Below are 16,589 nucleotides of genomic sequence, written 5' to 3' on the forward strand. Positions count from 1 at the left end.
TCAGACGTTTATCGAGATAGGTAGTGTTGGGAATCTGCTTCGCTCGTCCCAACCTACAAAGGCTACGTGGATTAATGGTGATGAGCTGAAAGTCCGTAGCGTAATTACCTTAGCCCCATGCCTTGCAGCCAGTTGATCACAGCTGCACGTTGGGAGGGCGCAAGCGCTAAGTCACTTAAGCAAGATTCAAGTGCCTGCCTTTCTTTTCTCTGTTTCACCGCAAGCACGACTGGGGCCAGCTCAATACCCCCCAGGTGCCAGATACCCAGCGGTTGATCAGGGGTGACCACAACGTCTGCCGCAATAATCTCTCCTTCCTGAACCACCGGCATGGTTTTAACTTCAAACTCATCAAACGTGGTCGCAATATGCATCGGGATATCGTCGGGCCAATGGTGACGAGACTCCCAGAACGGGCGCTCATTCCATTGTGTTTCCATCTGGTAAAAGTCCCGCCCTATGCGGGCAAAACGGTAAAACAAGGCATTAACACGGGATTGGTGAAAGGCTTTGGCTAATGCTATCCGCTCCGGATATTTCAGCAACGTATTGATGACCGCCGGGGCTTGTAGCGCCGAAGACATGGCCTGAAAAATACCGTTACCTGAGAGTGGATCAACGGCCATTGCCGCATCGCCAACCCTAATCCAGCGATCGCCCACCGCTTCTTCGCAAAGAATCGGTGTACTGGTACGGGCATGCGGATCACCGATAGGTTCCGCGTTCGCCATAAACGGTGCGGCCTGCGGAATGGTTAACAATCGTTGCGTACAGAATTGAGCCAGCTCTGCTTTGGGGGGTAAATTCGCGGTAGCAACATCAAAGGTGAGCTGAAGGTAACGTTTGCCCTCTTCAGTCATCGCCATCCATGCCCAGCCATCTTCAAAACTCACCGCCGCAGATTGCGCCTCTGCTGCCGGACCTTGCCAATATTGCAGCAACGATACGGTTTCGGCACCTCGGAATCGCTTAAGACGTGCTGAGGGTGCCGCACGGCCACGGGCTTCAACGAGAAACGCCCCTTGTATTGTCTGCGTGGTGTTTGGTGCCGTATCGGTCTGGTACGTGACGTTAAGGGTGGTGTCATCCTGTTCGACACCTGTTACCCGACCCTCAACACATTTCGCACCGGCATCCTGTAAATCCTGCCAGATGCCCGCATCTAACATACGACGGCTGATCAGACGTTCAGTATTCGCGCTATTACTTTCACCGTTCCAGGTGGCATTACGGGCTGAGGGCGTGCGAATCGCCGTTAACGCCCGATGAAAGCCTGCACCGCGGAGACCCTCCACGACTCGCTCTGAGATGCCTTCGACCGCATCAAAGGGTCGAGCTTGCCCAATTACGGTGACGGAATACCCTAAGCGAATCAAACCGAGTGCGACCGCACCGCCCGCTGGGCCAGCACCCAGAACAATGATGGGTTTATGCATGGTGACTGCCCTCATCTGTCCAGACTTCGTCAGGTCCGCGACGTTCTGCACCAAAGTAACTGGCGTTATTTTTTAGGTAATGTCCGAGTTCTTTTCGACCAGCATGAGGATGATCAGACATAAACTTTGCGATATGTCCCGCCACATATGCCGTGCCAATACTAGCCCCGGAAATGCTACCTTCCAAACAGCGCACGTGCGCGCCAATATCTGCATATTGGGTATTCAGCATGGACCATTCATCCATCGTGCAGCGTGCATCTCCTGTAGTACGTAATACACCGGGATACGCTGATGGATATACCGGCTCACCTTTTGCCGGTGATGAGGCGCAGATCAGGATGCCAGCGGCGATAGCGTCAGCAACCGCTTCACGCAGTTGCAGGCGATCTGTCCGTAAGCCCAGGCTTAGATTAATCACGTCAACTTTTTGCTTCGTTAGCCAGCGGATCGCAGCTGAAACTTGTAACGCAGTGGTTGTAAAACGTTCCCTAAACACTTGAGCTAAAAGGATATTTGAACTGGGTGATATACGATGAATGACGTCACATATCTTAGTGCCATGTGCCAACTGATCTTCAGTCGCCTGATCCTGCCACAACGAATCATCCTGCACGATAAAGGCCGCTGAGTCCTGAATATAGTGTGTCTGACGGGGCAAGAAGCCACTGTCAACGACCCCTACATTGATCGCGGCCATGTTATTGCGCCTCCAGTGTGACACTACGAAGCTGTCCTTCTGAGAGCTCAAACCGCTGGTCTACATCACGTAGTGTTGAAGCGCGATGACTGATCAGAATGCGCGTTCGGTCTGCAAAAAGTGTATCGACGGCACCAATGATCTCTCGCTCGGTCTCTTCATCGACAGCAGAAGTCGCTTCGTCCAATACCAAGACCGTGGGCTGTTGCAACAACGCACGAGCGATTGCGATACGCTGACGTTGCCCACCAGAAAGCTGTTGTCCGCGCTCGCCCAATGGGGTATCCAGCCCCTGCGGCATCTGTTCAATCATGTCCCATAGCTGCGCTTGAATCACAGCGACCTTAACCTGCTCATCGGTAGCATTAGGCGCGGCATAACGAATGTTGTCCGCCACACTGCCCCTAAACAGTACGATCTCCTGACTGACAACAGCAATACGACGACGTAGCTCACTTACTGGGCAGGTTTTAATATCAACTCCGTCGAGCGAGATAGAACCTGTATCAGGATCATAATGCCGCTGCAGTAGATCGATCAGGGTCGACTTGCCAGCACCCGACGGCCCGGTTAACGCCACCTTGCTTCCCGCTTCAATATCAACGGTCGCGCTATTCAGTACAGTGACACTGCGTTGACCGCTACCATGCGCGAAGGTCACACTGTCTAAATGCAGCGCGCCACCGCTTGAGGGGAAGTCAGCCTGCGTTTGAGTATTGGTCACCAGCACCGGCTCCCGACGCAATTCCATGACACGCCCCAAACTCACGGTCATCCGCTGTATGGCGACGTATAAGCCCAACAAGCTTTGCACTGGCCCCACCGCCATCCCCAGATACGTCGAGAATGCGATCAGGGCGCCTAGCTGCCATTGGCCTTCGATGACCCAATAGCCGCCGATCAGAAACGCTCCTGCCCGCGACAATGAGGTTAAGGTGCCCGGAACTGCCTGTGTGAAGAACTCAGTAACCTGCAGTTTGAGCAGATCGCTCAGATAATGTTCGTTCAGCCCGCTCAGCCGATTGGCTTCTTTTTTCTCTTGCCCGACAGACTGGATGAACTTCATGGCTGGCAAGGTTTCGACCAGAAATGATGATAGATCTGCGGAACGTTCACGCAGCCTGCGAGTGCGGACTTCGACTTTTCTGCGCATCCAGCGCAACCACAGAATTTCCAAAGGGATCAGCAGCGCGACGATGAGCGATAGCTGCCATGACAGTGTCACCATCAGAACAATGGCACCGATCAGACCAATGATGCTGGATACGGCCGAAAACAGGGAGTCCACGGCAAAACGTTGAATTTGAGCCACGTCACCGTCTAGTCGGGAGAGAATGTCTCCAATGCGTCGCTGCGCGAAAAATGTCGGTGAGAGTTTCTGCAAGTGGCCATACACATCATCGCGCAGGCTAAACAAAATGCGGGCAGAGAGTTTGGTATGCAGGTAACGGTTTATCCCAGACAGTGCGGTACCAAAGATACCAACACCGATCATCGCGATAGCGACTTGTACCAGGGTGCCGTAGTCTTTTGCGATCAGACCATCGTCAATTAGCGTTTTAGTCAGCCACGGCTGCATCAACACCAGCATAGATGCCAGTAACGACAACCCCAATACCTGTGCAATCGCACGCCGTTGCGGACGAACAAAGCCAAACAACCAGCGAAACGCCTGTTCCAGGGCATTCGGGTCGGTGGTTTCAACTGCACGGGCCAGCCATTTAATCATAAGTCAGTAGTACTCAGTGTGATCAATACGAACATCTCAAATCACTGTAACGTGATGTAACAGCGGGCATTGGGTAAGTATGTGCAAAAATGTAACGGGTTGTAACAAGCAGGAGGGATTAATTTATCCCTCCTGTTCTAGCTCCTGCAATCGGCGATAAAGTGTTGCCCTGCTGATCCCCAGGGCTTTAGCGGTCGCGCTGATATGGCCTCCGTGCTCATCCAGCGCTTTGCGGATCGTTTGGTGCTCACTCTGCTTAAGAATACCGCCGCAGCCCTGCCCATCGGCCTCCAGTAATAGTTGGTCTAGAAAATCATCGGTCAGGTGCGCTTCGGTGATGAGGGTCTCGTCTTCATCCATAAATGCCAGTGAAGCACGCAGTACCGTTTCCATCTGACGGATGTTTCCGGGCCAGCTGTAGTGTGAAAATCGATCCATTAAGTTGCTGTCGATGGTGATCGTCGTATGTGTACCGATCATGTGGTTCTGCACAGACGCTAACAATTTGGTCAGAAACTCAGGAAGATCTGTGCGTTCACGCAGTGCTGGCAGTTTTACGCCTACACCGTTAAGACGGTAAAACAGGTCTTCACGGAAGCTCCCTTCCGCGACTAACGTGCGCATATCACGGTGGGTGGCACAGATCAGGCGAATATCCAACGAGACCTCTTCGCCACCGCCCAGCGGTGCCACTCGACGCTCCTGTAAGACTCGCAACAAGCGGGCTTGTAACGCCAGCGGCATATCACCGATTTCGTCAAGGAACAGCGTGCCGCCATCAGCTTGTTGGAAGCGTCCGACCATACCGCCGCGCCGGGAACCGGTAAACGCCCCCTCTCGGTAACCAAAGAGTTCAGACTCAATCAGGCCTTCCGGGATAGCTGCGCAATTGACTGCGATAAAGGGCTTGTTTGATCGGGCTCCCGCGTCATGTAGTGCGCGCGCCACCACCTCTTTACCGGTGCCTGTTTCGCCGTTCAGTAGTACCGGCAGATCGTGCGCCATGCCTTTTAATGCCATTTTTAAGCTACGGCTCAGGCGCGGATTGTTACCTGCGACTTCTGCTAGCCCGGGGCGTTTTTCTTCACCAAAGCGTTTAATGCGTTGTTCGGTGGCAAACGGCAGGCTGATACGGGGCTTAGGTAACTGGATTAAACAGCAATAAAGCGCGCCCATGCGTGTTTGTAGTGTGTAGGTTTTGCCTTGCATCAGCTGACCGAGTAATTGGCTGGCGCTGATGCCTAACATCTCATCCAGCGAATGCTTCTTAAGCATACCGTCCTGAATGTTCAATAACTGATGAGCTTGTTGATTGGCGCCTAACAGATCGCCATCAGGATCGACCGCAATCAACCCCTGCCATACCGAGCTGAGGTACTGCTGTCGGCTATGGATGGCAATAACGGCATGGTCTTTAAAACTGGCGGAAAATAATCGATTCTCAATCGAACGTGCCGCCATCTGCACCACTTCAAGCGGTTGTTGAACACGACCACGTTCGCTGGTCAGATCCAATACACCAAGGGTGTTTCCGTTCGGGCCAAAGATGGGTGCAGAGGTGCAACTGAATTGAGTTAAGCGATCGAGAAAGTGTTCACTGCCTTCGATCTTAACGGCACGACCATCGACCAGTGCGGTGCCCAGCGCGTTGGTACCACGACTGCTCTCTGACCAGCACACGCCGGGGTTCAGTGCATGACGTGCAGCATTATCCAGGACATCGCTGTTGCCCTTTACAGCCAATATGCGGGCATCACAGTCAGCCAGCATGACCAGGGCATTTTCTGCCGAGTATTGACGTGTGAGCAGCTCAACTTCAGGTGCGGCACAGTCAAGCAGTAGTTTGTTGCTTTCGTGCAAATCGCGCACATCTGATTGGCTGAAACTATCAGCCTCTAGTTGCGTCTGACAATCCAGACCTGCGTCCAGGCTGCGCAGCCAGGAAGCTTCTATCGATTCACGCAGCTGGCCGTGTGGCAAGCTGCGTTGAAGTAACAACTGCCGTGTTACGTCTGCACGTAACAGGTTATGGGGTTCGGTATTGATCGCCATTGCCCACTCCACCTTATTGTTATTGTCTGGAATTGTGGTTGATCAAAAATTCGTTCAAAAATACTAGCAGATAACCTAATCCGCATCTTCCAGCCCTATCAGCGCTTTTAGCGACCAGGGGGTGGACGGTCTGACGCACAACCCGTCAATCAGACCGCCCGTGCCATCCATGGCGAAGGGGTGTTGCTCGTTATGTTCATTCATCAGTTCACGAAGTCGACGATGCATTCGTCACCACGAGCCGTTGTAGCAACGAATTTTGTGAACCAGCGCTCCCTAATGAAAATGGTGTTAGAAGAAATACATCATCACTGCCTGCACATACAGGTTGTCGCTGTCATTTCCCTGAGCCGCTTTGTTGGCACTGCCTTTAGGCTCATAGAGTCCGACCATCGGGCTGAACACCCAGTTGTCGTTGATGCTCCACAATGCATACAGATCAATTTCCGTTGCGGCGTTATCGGCAGCATCATCAGTCTTATCAAAGTCCCAGTATTGCAATCCGATGGTCAGATCTTCACGTGGTGTCAACGTTAACTCCAAGCGATCCAGATCGTTTCCACTGTTAAAGGGGCCACCGTAGTTGGAAGCAACCTCTCCCTGGAACCACGTACCGAAGCCACGGGTAAATCCGAAGAACAGCGGATCAAAAGTTTCATCGTCCGCCGTGGAGCTATCGTCACCCGAGAACTCTGCGTGGCGGTAGTTCAGGTTTGGTGTCCAAGGCAGATCAGCAAAGGTCCAGCCCCCTTCCACGTACCAGGCGTTCGCATCTTTTTCGACCTGATCACCACCAGTTTCTGACACGTATTCGAAAGACAGGAACAGGTTTTCAACACCCATACTGCCCTGACCACGAACACTCACGATGTCCATACCATCACGGTTATTGAACAACGCTAAGCCAGCGCCCACATCCACGTCGGTGGCTTTCATATAGGTCAGTCCGACGGTGCCCATCTCTTCATTGACATATTCCAGATTCAGACCGGTCAGCTCAGTGTTCTGTTGATACTGGTTATCGGATTTCAGCCAGAACAGATCGCCGCGCAGTGGGCCTTCCGGGTCCACTTTCAGAACAGCGGTATTCGAAAAACTCTTACGGCCTGCGAGATAATACGCGCCACCGCGATCCAAACTGCCGTTGGAGAAGGAATCAAACCCCTCACCCGGGCTGATGGCATCGCCCGCAATCAGAAAACCATCACCCAATGTGAACATCTGGCGACCCACGGAAAGATCAATGAGGTTATTGGCGGACTGCCAGCCGAGATAGGCGTTTTCGACATCAATCTCACTTTCATCACCGGTGGTCAAACCCAGGCCATCCCCATCTCCACGGGTACCCAGTGCGATAAGACCTAAACCGCCATACAGTGTGCTGCCGTTATCCAGCAAATTGGAGCCGACCAGATCGCCCTTTATGTAGCCTTCCTGCCACGTTTTCTTGCCGGGTGTTCCTGTGTAGTTCTCATCCAGCGACATGGCCGCTGCCATCGCTTCGACGTTAAAGGAAATCGTTTTACCGTTTTCTTCAGAAATGACTGCCGCCAACAAATTTTGCGCAAAGCATGCGGATAAAGCCACAGCAGTCAATGAGTTACGAAATGTTGTTATCATTATTTCTCTCCGTAAACGAACACTTTTTATAATTCTTTTGGCGTTTTTCGGGTAAAAAGAGCCCCCGGGGAAAGATTCCCCGTGAGGGCTTAAAGGCCGGTAACGGCTTGGGATTTGCTACCCGGAGACGTAACTACGGCAAAGCTATTGCGCTTGCCCGTGCTGCGTTAAGCTTCATCTCTCAATACTCACTTACTGGGTGTAAGCTCCGCTTGTTCGTTGAAGCTTGCCTTGCTCGGCCGTTGCTCATTACGCTTTGACGCAGTTACTTGATTCGCCAACAGATGACCGGAACCACCGGCCATCCAATGGTTAACGAATGAATACCTGCGACGTAGAGATCGCCATATCTCCACCCGGCAGTTTGATGTTGCCCAGTTTTTCCATTGAGTCAGCGTCATAGATCGCCACATCATCATAGGTGCCGCCGAGATAGACCTTACTGCCATCGTGATTCATCGCGATGCAGTAATATGAGTGATCCAGTTCAGCCGCTTTGATCAGCTTCTTCTGCTTCACGTCGTACTTAGCCAGGCGGTTCAATACGCCAAAGACGAGGTTCGGGTCTTTGGGGGATCTCATACCTGTAAAGTAGATCTCTGTAATCGGGCCGAAATCAGTGGTTTCCGTTTCACCTGTTTCCAGATCAATGTTCAGGTAACCGTAGATCCAATCAGCGGTCGCAAGATCCTGCTTTTCATCCTGAAAGCGTGCGGTGGTATACAGAATGGTGAAGTCTTTACTTGGCGTCTGGATCGGCCACGCATTCAATACATCGGGTTGAACGTACAACGGACGGTCCCAATTGCGACTTGGCAGTGCAACATCGTACTTGCCGGTGTTTACATCCATTTTGTAGATGTCCGCGCCCGCCATATATAAGCCGCCATCCTTGCCGGTGGCCATAACTGTGACCTGACGCGGTGCCGGAAACGTACGGACAGGTTTTGCACCTTTCCCATCTGCTGTGTTGTACACCGCCAGATAGGTGTCCTGAACACGATAGTGGTCTTTATTCATTTGGGTTGGATTGTGCATCACGTACAGCTCTTTGCCGTCCGGGCTCAAGGCCATAGAGAACAAGGATTTGGTACGCGTGTTCTGCTTCGAGAACGTTGTGTGGAATTGCACACTGCAGTCGTCCACGTTGATGCCATACACATCTTCATAGTGATTGGTCAGCATGTAGACGGTTTTTTTGTCTGGTGCGACCTGCAGCACACCCGGACCATAGGCACCCGGCACCTTACAGGTTTTGAGAAGACTGTCCGTCCGCAGGTCCAGAACATGGATCTGGTTGGGATAGTTCGCAACCACCATGTACTCCTGACCTTTTTTTAGTGCAGGACCCGACATATCGGCTTCGTTGGCAAATGTTGTGCTACCCATCATAGTGGTGCCCAGAATACCGGCACCGACCATCAGGTTACGCAGGGTTTTGCGCAGATTGTTTTTGTTATTCATCGCTCTATCCTGTGCTGGTTACTTCTTATCTGATGGGAATACGGTGCCCAGATTGCGCCAGCCTTCGCCGGAATCCTGCGCATCGTCGTTCCAGTTTTGATGGGTGTTCATCATGTCCGGTACCTGAGCAGGCCACCAACATGGATCCGCACAACCGTACAGATCGGATTCCATTGGCTGACACAGTGAAGTGACAGAACCAAAGGCATCAATCTCCCAACCCGGATCGGTGGTTGCCGCACAGCCCGCCAGTGACTGCATCGCAACGACCTCTTCCACCTGATCTTCTACAACGGCTTTGTCCAGCAGCTGTGCTTTGTTATTTATCGCTTTAAGATGTTTCATCTCAGCTTGCCCTCCGAGGCAAAATGTAGTGATCGATGAAGTCAGGATTCTCAGCCATGATGCGGGCGTACACATCGATGCCGAAATCCACCCAATCCTTCATCAGATCGCAATAGTGGTAGGTAGGACGGGTCGCATCACCGTAGCGGGCGTGGCTTTCGTGGTAACAACCGCCGGAGCAGAGGTTACGAATCCGACAGGACGCACAACCGGTATTGGTGCGGTCGAGCCGTTCGGATAGAAAGTCTCCCAACTGGGCGTGATCCACTCCGTTCTTAACATCCCCGAAGGTCTGTAGATCGGAGCCGGTGAAGCGATGACAGAGGTTGAGTTCACCTTGATGATCCACCGCCAGCATCTTCAGGCCAGCACCACAAGGCAGCGCTTTTTTGTGGCCTTCGTGCAGGTCGGTAATCAGTTGATGTAGGTTGGAGAAGCCAATATTGCGGTGTTCCAGTGCTGCTTCCAGATACTGCTCACCCAGTGCCTTCATGTTGTCGAAGACCTGCTTAAGCTCATCCTCAGGCAGATTGAAGTGTGAAACGTCACCGGATGTCACCGGCGCAAAGCCCACTTCAGCGAACCCCAGCTCATTGAACAAGTGATCCCAGATGCCAATCACATCCGTGGTACCGCGCGTCAGCGTGACACGGGCACCAATCGGGCGGCGAATGTAGCCCGAGAGCAACATTTTGGCCTTCTTGCTCACCACATCGTATGTGCCCTGCCCACCCACAGTGATACGGTTTTTGTCATGTACCGCTTTGGGGCCATCCATACTCACCGAGAGGCCAAAGTTGTACTTGGCCAGCCAGGCAACGATCTCTTCATTCAACAAGGTGGCATTGGTAGTCATGGTGTATTCCACCCGCTTACCCCGTGCCGGAAATTCACTTTCGCACCATGCCACTACTGATTTGATCAGTGGCAAGTTACTCAGGGGTTCTCCACCAAAAAACACGATGTTGTAAAGAGGTTCGTCCGGTGATTCATCCAGCATCATTTCGATGGATTGAATCGCCGTATCCAGCTCCATTTTCTTTCCCGCAGAGGGTTTATCCAGATCTTCCTTATAGCAGTAGCTGCAGCTCAGATTGCAGCCGGTGTTTACGTTCAGCACCAGCGTATTGAGTGGGAACTGATCGACTGTCTTAACGGCGATCTCTTCGGTCAGGGGAGAACCGTCGCTGATTACCTCCAGCGCCATCAGTTCGTGCACGGTTTCTGCAATCTGTTCAGCATTAAAGCTACCACTCAGATGCTGCATTAGTTCTGGGCGTGTCCAGCGTTCAGCACTGTTCTGTCCACCGCGCAGCGTATCGATCACTTCTGCGGTGATTCCGTCCAGCTCAAACAGAGAACTGGTCGGAATATGGAACATCAAACGCCGATCACTGACCTGCACCAGATGCAGGTTCTGTTCTACAAGATTTATTGCAGCGGCCTGTACTTGGTTATTCATGGCAACCTCCTCGTCATACCTCGGTTAAACGTCAAATCATGAAGTCCTGCGCTTTATGGCAGCGGAGCATCATTCCAACGTTGAACCGTAACGATCAGCTGGCCATCACCGGTCAGGGTCTGATCACCGTCTTGAACCTGAGCAACCACTTTCAGGTTGCCCGCATTATTGGTCGACATGCGGCGCTCAGGGTTAGGACCTGCATTACCCGGCGTGAATACACCGCTGGCTGCATTCATACGGCCGGCAAAGTGCACATCGTTATCGGCTTTAGCCGCTTCATCGAACGGCTCTACATGCCAGCTGGCAGGCAAATAACCGATACGGATATCATCTTCAGTTCCGGCTTTTCCATCAGCACCCGCACCCCAGGCCTCTGCCTCAAAACGTGCCTGCACTTTTGGTGTACTACCGCCGTTGCCACCGACACGCGCAATCGTAAAGGCTGGCATAACTTTGACCTGATCGACTTTGTCGTAGACCGCAAACTGACCGCCATTCACAGCGCCTACAGAGACACCGTTAGCCGATGTTGTTGCGCCTTTTGCTGCTTTTGCCAGCACCGTCACACTGTTGTAGGTGCGGTTAAGCACTTTCTCTACGCTGACACCTTTACCCAGCGAAACGCGTCCTTTCAGGCCACTGCCGACAATAGTGACTTCAGTTGATTCGCCGGCTTTCAGGTTTTGTGGATACACCGCAATAATCTGGCTATTTCCGGTGGTTGCTTTTGCAGCGGAGAACTCCATACCACGTTCGTCATGTACCGTTTCAAAAACACGTCCACTCAGGTTCATACCATCTTTGCTCGCAGCCAGTACCTGACGCATCTGCACGCCGCCAAGATCAATCTGGGCGCGCCATTCAAAGCCGGTGTAGACGATGGCGGAACCAAAACCTTTCAGGGGTGTTCCATCGGCCCACTGCCCCTCGACTGTCACGCTGTAACGATCAGCCTCCTGCTGCTCGACTTTCATCACACCCCTGCCATCACCACGACCTGGCTGATGTACGGCAAAGCTCCATTCGCCAACGAAGTTTGGTTTTGTAGCTGCCTGCCACTGTTTCCAGTTGTCGTTGTCCATCGGGAACATCTTGGCGAGCTTAGGCACCATTTCATTCAGCGCTATCGGGAACCAATCGCGGTCACGTGCCAGCGCCTGATATTCAGTTGACGGCCACTGCCCCAGATGGAAATGCACCAGATGCTCCCACTCCGCCGCCGGTCGACGTTGCAGGCCAACCCGTGCACCGGAATGACAGCGTGCACACATCTCCTCAAGCTGGCTGTCGTCAAAGACTTCCATGGTGTCTAACCGGCGCTCCATGGCGTAGCGGTAGTCCGTGGTTTCTTCCGGCGCCAAACCTTGACGGTCTGCCAGATATTTAACAACGGCGGAACGCTCATCATCGCTGATCTGTAAACCGTGCATCATCTGCATACGCCCAATCGTCATCAACCACCCTTCCGGCGTTTTACGCTGATGACTGATTCGGCTCCACTGAGGTGCTTTGCTGCTCTCCTCGGTGTGGCAAGCGAGACACTTGCTCTGCACGATCTTTACCGCTTCGTCTTGCGCAATCGCAGGTAACGCAGTGGTCGTTAGGGCGGCGGTAATCGCCAACGCTAACGGGCTTTTTATTATTGTGTTCAAGGCCAGACCTCCTTTTGTTTTTGTTGTCCGGTACCCACATGGACGGGATAACGGTGTATCTAACCTGTCCTCTCACGTAGCGAAGCGCGTGCCAAAAAATAAATGTCTTTTAATTACAATCAGTTACCCATAAAACACGGGGTTTGGGGTATACCCGTATCGCACTGCACACTGTTCCATAACGCGACACTCTGTCGAAAATTGAGACACTGCGGCGACACCTCGCCTGCACAGTGCTTAAACGTGGAATTGACTCGTTTTTTGACACCCTGTCTCAGAATGTGACACTTAAAATCAGACGCCACTGAATCTAAAAATCACAAAAAAACCAATAAATACAATGCGTTAAATATATTTTTACTAAATGGCACACCGTTTGCGCTATTGCTGAGACATTGCCAAAACAAAAACAAGAAGGTTTATCCATGATTGAAACTGATGCAGCGATGGCAGAAACAACTGCTTTTATTTCACGGGATCACAAGCTGTTCATCGGCGCTGAGCGATCAGCAGCACGTTCGGGCCGCACCATTGATGTCTATAACCCTGCAACCGGGAAAGTGATTACACAGGTGCCATCCGGCGATAAAACGGATATTGATCTGGCGGTGGCAGCGGCACGTCAGGCATTTGATGACTCTGACTGGAGTCGAATGAAACCCGGCGATCGCGAACGTCTGTTGTGGCGTCTGGCGGATCTGATTGAACAAAATTCAGAACTGCTCGGTGAAATTGAATCTATCGATAACGGTAAAAGTAAGGCGATTGCTCAAGGCGTCGATATTCGTTTAGCGGTCGATTTCCTGCGGTATATGGCGGGTTGGGCGACGAAAATTGAAGGCCAGACCGTAACGCCGAGTCTGCCATTTATGCCCGGCGCTGAAGTATTTGCGTGCACCATGCGTGAAGCGGTGGGCGTGGTGGGGGCCATTGTCGCCTGGAACTTTCCACTCCTCTTGGCATGCTGGAAGCTGGGTCCGGCACTGGCAACCGGCTGTACGGTGGTACTGAAGCCCGCTGAAGAAACACCGTTGTCGGTACTGAAGTTGGGTGAACTGATTCAGGAAACAGGTTATCCGGCGGGTGTCGTGAACATCGTCACAGGTATCGGTCATGAAGCGGGCGCAGCGCTCTCCGCCCACCCTGACGTCGATAAGCTAACGTTCACCGGTTCTACCGAGGTCGGCAAGCTGATCGGTAAAGCCGCAATGGATTCCATGACCCGTGTAACGCTTGAACTGGGTGGTAAGTCGCCAACGATTGTCATGCCTGATGCGGACCTGACCGTAGCTGCGCAAGGTGCGGCAAATGCGATCTTCTTTAACCACGGGCAGGTCTGCTGCGCAGGCTCCCGTCTATATGTTCACAAGAAACACTTTGATCGTGTTGTGGCGGATGTCAGCGACATCGCGGCCAGCCTGCCGTTAGGGCATGGTCTGGATGCAAACGCCCAAATGGGACCGATGGTCTCCGCACGCCAGCAACAACGGGTGCAGGGGTATATTGACCAGGGCATCGCCGCAGGTGCACGTGCCACGGTTGGCGGCACCGCATACGACGGCGAAGGCTACTACGTAAAACCAACCGTTTTGGTCGATGTAGATCAGCAGTCTCTGGTGACACGAGAAGAAATATTTGGCCCGGTACTGGTAGCGATGCCGTTCGATGACATGGATGAAGCGATCCGTATCGCCAACGACAGCCAGTACGGTCTGGGGGCAAGTATCTGGTCCAACAACCTGTCCGAAGTTCACCGTATGATCCCAAGGATCAAATCGGGATCGGTCTGGGTGAACTGCCATACGGCGCTGGACCCTTCCCTGCCATTTGGCGGATTTAAGCAATCCGGTCTTGGCCGTGAAATGGGGCGTGAAGTCATTGAGCATTACACTGAAATGAAGTCTGTCGTGATTAACCTCTAATTCTTTCCCCATAGTTACGCCCCGCCGGAGACTGCTGACATCAATAGCGATCAGCAGTCTCCTCTCACAGCATGCTCCCCATCCCTTCACCAAATTTACGTCTAAGCTGCAATCAAGAGCAGAGGGAGCACATAATGAAACGTCGCACACTGGTCACCGGTCTACTATCCACGCCCTTCTGGGCCTGTTTTCCCAACGTAAGCGCCACATCACAGCAGGCAGATCTGGTTTCTGCGTTGATACATACGCCGCGTAGTACGTTAACGGCAGATGTTGTGCAGCAGATTCGTAATGGAAGTATCCGTAAACCAGCGTTGATCAAAGCACTGCTCAGTGCTGGTGTATCTCATATCGAGCCTCGCCCGGTTGGCTTTAAATACCATGCTGTGCTGATGGTAGATGCCGCACGACGTTTATCGTTGCAAGCCGAGGGGATCGCCAGCTGGATACCTATCCTTTGGAACGTCGATTATTTCAAACACAGTCAGGCACGTAGTTTGCGGATATCTGGCTGGACACTGGAAGACGCCAACGCACAACTCCCCCTCATTGGACAGGCCCCAGACCTTTTTACGCGATCAATGCAGACGAAACAGTGGCAGCAAGCCGATCAGGCCATTACACGCATGGCGCGCTCCGGCAGTATGTACGCCGCGTTTGAGCTGATGCTGGAATGGGCTGTTAAGGATTTTCACTCCATCGGCCACAAAGCCATATTGCTGAGCGGTGTAGTACGCTGTTTGGAATACAGTGGTTGGGATGGCAGTGAAACGATTTTGCGCGGTGTAACGTATGCCTTGCTCGCTGATGGCAATGTAACAGCCGATAAGGAAAAAGGCTGGTGGGAAAAGGATTACCCTGAAAACTTGCGTTTAGCCCATAAAATTCCCGGCTCGGCCTTTTTACCTCTCGCTCCAGAAAAAGATACCCAACGTTTGCTGAAAAAAGTGCGTCAGCTGGATGCAAGATCCAGCAGCGAGCTAGCGGCTGAACGGTTGCAGCAAGGGCTACCGATGCAATGCGTCTGGGACGCCGTATTCCTTGCCGCAGCAGACGCCGTTATGAATCGCCCGAATATACCGATGCTGCACTGTATCACTGTGTCGCATGCTCTTTATAGCTTATGGCAGCGGACCACCAACACAACCATGAGACGGGTAATTCCGTTGCAGGCCCTTAGCTATGTCGTGCAAATGAAGCAGCAGCGGCCGGGCAGCGCATGGAATAATTTTGATATTCTGGACCTCAAAGCAGCGCCACCCAATTCCGCATCATTAGCAAATCAGCTGGATCAATTAGGTAACGCTATAGGGACTGATCATATTGAAGCACGGGACCTGTTGCGGCGATATCCACTCAATGATGGCTGGTGGACGCTAAAGCAGCAACTGAACAGCTGGCTGCTCTCTAAATCCAACAAAGCCCATGACTTCAAATATGGTGCCGCCGTACTGGAAACGGTTGAATGGATATCACCCCAATGGCGAACACCCTATCTCGCGGCGTGTTCGCGACTATTGATGGGCGAGAATATGCCAGACAGTAACGAAGGCCAGAACATCAACGAATGGATGGGTGGTGCATTTAGCTAATCGCTCTGTTTATTGATCAGACATCTTTTCTAGAAGAGCACGAAAAATTCTTAGATGATCTTCAAGAGAGAATGCCGCGTCCTCGCAATGTAATTGCCCACCGGAACGATCAATCGCGCCGATCATCATCAGATTATCGGCCATCTCGAACTGTTCTACCTGATCCCCCTGAGCATCTTGGCCTTTCTGTATCTGATCAACCCTGTCGCTATAGAGACGGCCATCCAGCGTGTATCCCCAAACGGGTTTCTTTTGGGCGGTCATATAACCGATCTCAAATGCTGTACCGACATCCATACTGGGACCACGGAACGGTGTCATATTCGCGACGATCAGGTCGGCGTTATCCATTAACCCTATATTGGCGCGATAAATTGCCAGCCCGGCTTCATAGGGTGCTAGATCAGTAAGATCCAGTTCGGTATCCAATGGGAAATGCCCGTTAAATCCATACGCCTCACAGAGTGCAACTTTAGCGGCACCCGCCTCTTTGGCGTTTGGCCAAAAAACGTCAGGCCCTGCTAGATAGATGTTTTTACGTGTCATACGATTACCTGCATTTCCAATCGAATTTTCCGTTCATGAGGCGGTAACGGGCCCATATGTGGATGC

General features: G+C 52.3%; 13 protein-coding genes. 2 read left to right on the forward strand and 11 right to left on the reverse strand.

The annotated features are described in order from the left end of the window. Positions 1-104: 104 nt before the first annotated feature. The 10 genes from qhpG to peaA form a co-directional block, all read right to left on the reverse strand. On the reverse strand, positions 105-1,436 hold the full coding sequence (qhpG, locus tag IOQ59_RS18975; protein WP_193955048.1) for a flavin-dependent monooxygenase QhpG: 1,332 nt from the start codon (positions 1,434-1,436) through the stop codon (positions 105-107). Then, on the reverse strand, positions 1,429-2,136 hold the full coding sequence (gene qhpE, locus IOQ59_RS18980) for a subtilisin-like serine protease QhpE (RefSeq protein ID WP_193955049.1): 708 nt from the start codon (positions 2,134-2,136) through the stop codon (positions 1,429-1,431). Before qhpE ends, qhpG begins: the two co-directional genes overlap by 8 nt. A 1-nt stretch (position 2,137) precedes the next feature. Then, on the reverse strand, positions 2,138-3,865 hold the full coding sequence (locus tag IOQ59_RS18985; RefSeq protein ID WP_193955050.1) for an ABC transporter ATP-binding protein: 1,728 nt from the start codon (positions 3,863-3,865) through the stop codon (positions 2,138-2,140). 123 nt (positions 3,866-3,988) lie between these two features. Continuing rightward, on the reverse strand, positions 3,989-5,917 hold the full coding sequence (locus tag IOQ59_RS21490; RefSeq protein ID WP_193955051.1) for a sigma-54-dependent Fis family transcriptional regulator: 1,929 nt from the start codon (positions 5,915-5,917) through the stop codon (positions 3,989-3,991). Positions 5,918-5,992: 75 nt separating this feature from the next. Beyond that, the gene (locus IOQ59_RS18995) at positions 5,993-6,145 is read right to left on the reverse strand and encodes a hypothetical protein (protein ID WP_193955052.1); all 153 of its coding nucleotides are present in this window, start codon (positions 6,143-6,145) and stop codon (positions 5,993-5,995) included. 63 nt (positions 6,146-6,208) lie between these two features. Next, a complete protein-coding gene (locus IOQ59_RS19000) occupies positions 6,209-7,537 on the reverse strand; it encodes an alginate export family protein (RefSeq protein ID WP_193955053.1) in 1,329 nt (442 codons plus the stop codon). A 312-nt stretch (positions 7,538-7,849) separates the two neighbouring features. Further along, a complete protein-coding gene (peaD, locus tag IOQ59_RS19005; RefSeq protein WP_193955054.1) occupies positions 7,850-9,001 on the reverse strand; it encodes a quinohemoprotein amine dehydrogenase subunit beta in 1,152 nt (383 codons plus the stop codon). 18 nt (positions 9,002-9,019) lie between these two features. Beyond that, positions 9,020-9,346: a quinohemoprotein amine dehydrogenase subunit gamma gene (gene qhpC, locus IOQ59_RS19010; protein ID WP_193955055.1), complete on the reverse strand. Its 327-nt coding sequence runs from the start codon at positions 9,344-9,346 to the stop codon at positions 9,020-9,022. A gap of 1 nt (position 9,347) precedes the next feature. Further along, positions 9,348-10,808, reverse strand: a complete 1,461-nt coding sequence (gene peaB, locus IOQ59_RS19015; RefSeq protein ID WP_193955056.1) for a quinohemoprotein amine dehydrogenase maturation protein — start codon at positions 10,806-10,808, stop codon at positions 9,348-9,350. Between the two features lie 53 nt (positions 10,809-10,861). Then, entirely contained in the window at positions 10,862-12,463 is a 1,602-nt protein-coding gene (gene peaA, locus IOQ59_RS19020; protein ID WP_228051026.1) for a quinohemoprotein amine dehydrogenase subunit alpha, read from the reverse strand. 425 nt (positions 12,464-12,888) lie between these two features. Here peaA and IOQ59_RS19025 point away from each other — a divergent pair, with 425 nt between their 5' ends. Then, entirely contained in the window at positions 12,889-14,385 is a 1,497-nt protein-coding gene (locus tag IOQ59_RS19025; RefSeq protein WP_193955057.1) for an aldehyde dehydrogenase family protein, read from the forward strand. A gap of 134 nt (positions 14,386-14,519) precedes the next feature. Further along, complete coding sequence (locus IOQ59_RS19030; RefSeq protein WP_193955058.1) at positions 14,520-15,977, forward strand: hypothetical protein; 1,458 nt, start codon at positions 14,520-14,522, stop codon at positions 15,975-15,977. Between the two features lie 9 nt (positions 15,978-15,986). Here the strand turns inward: IOQ59_RS19030 and IOQ59_RS19035 are convergent, their stop codons facing one another. Then, entirely contained in the window at positions 15,987-16,523 is a 537-nt protein-coding gene (locus IOQ59_RS19035) for a nucleoside 2-deoxyribosyltransferase (RefSeq protein WP_193955059.1), read from the reverse strand. Between the last annotated feature and the right edge of the window lie 66 nt (positions 16,524-16,589).

The sequence above is a fragment of the Pontibacterium sinense genome, assembly GCF_015209595.1.
Lineage (GTDB): Bacteria > Pseudomonadota > Gammaproteobacteria > Pseudomonadales > Balneatricaceae > Pontibacterium > Pontibacterium sinense.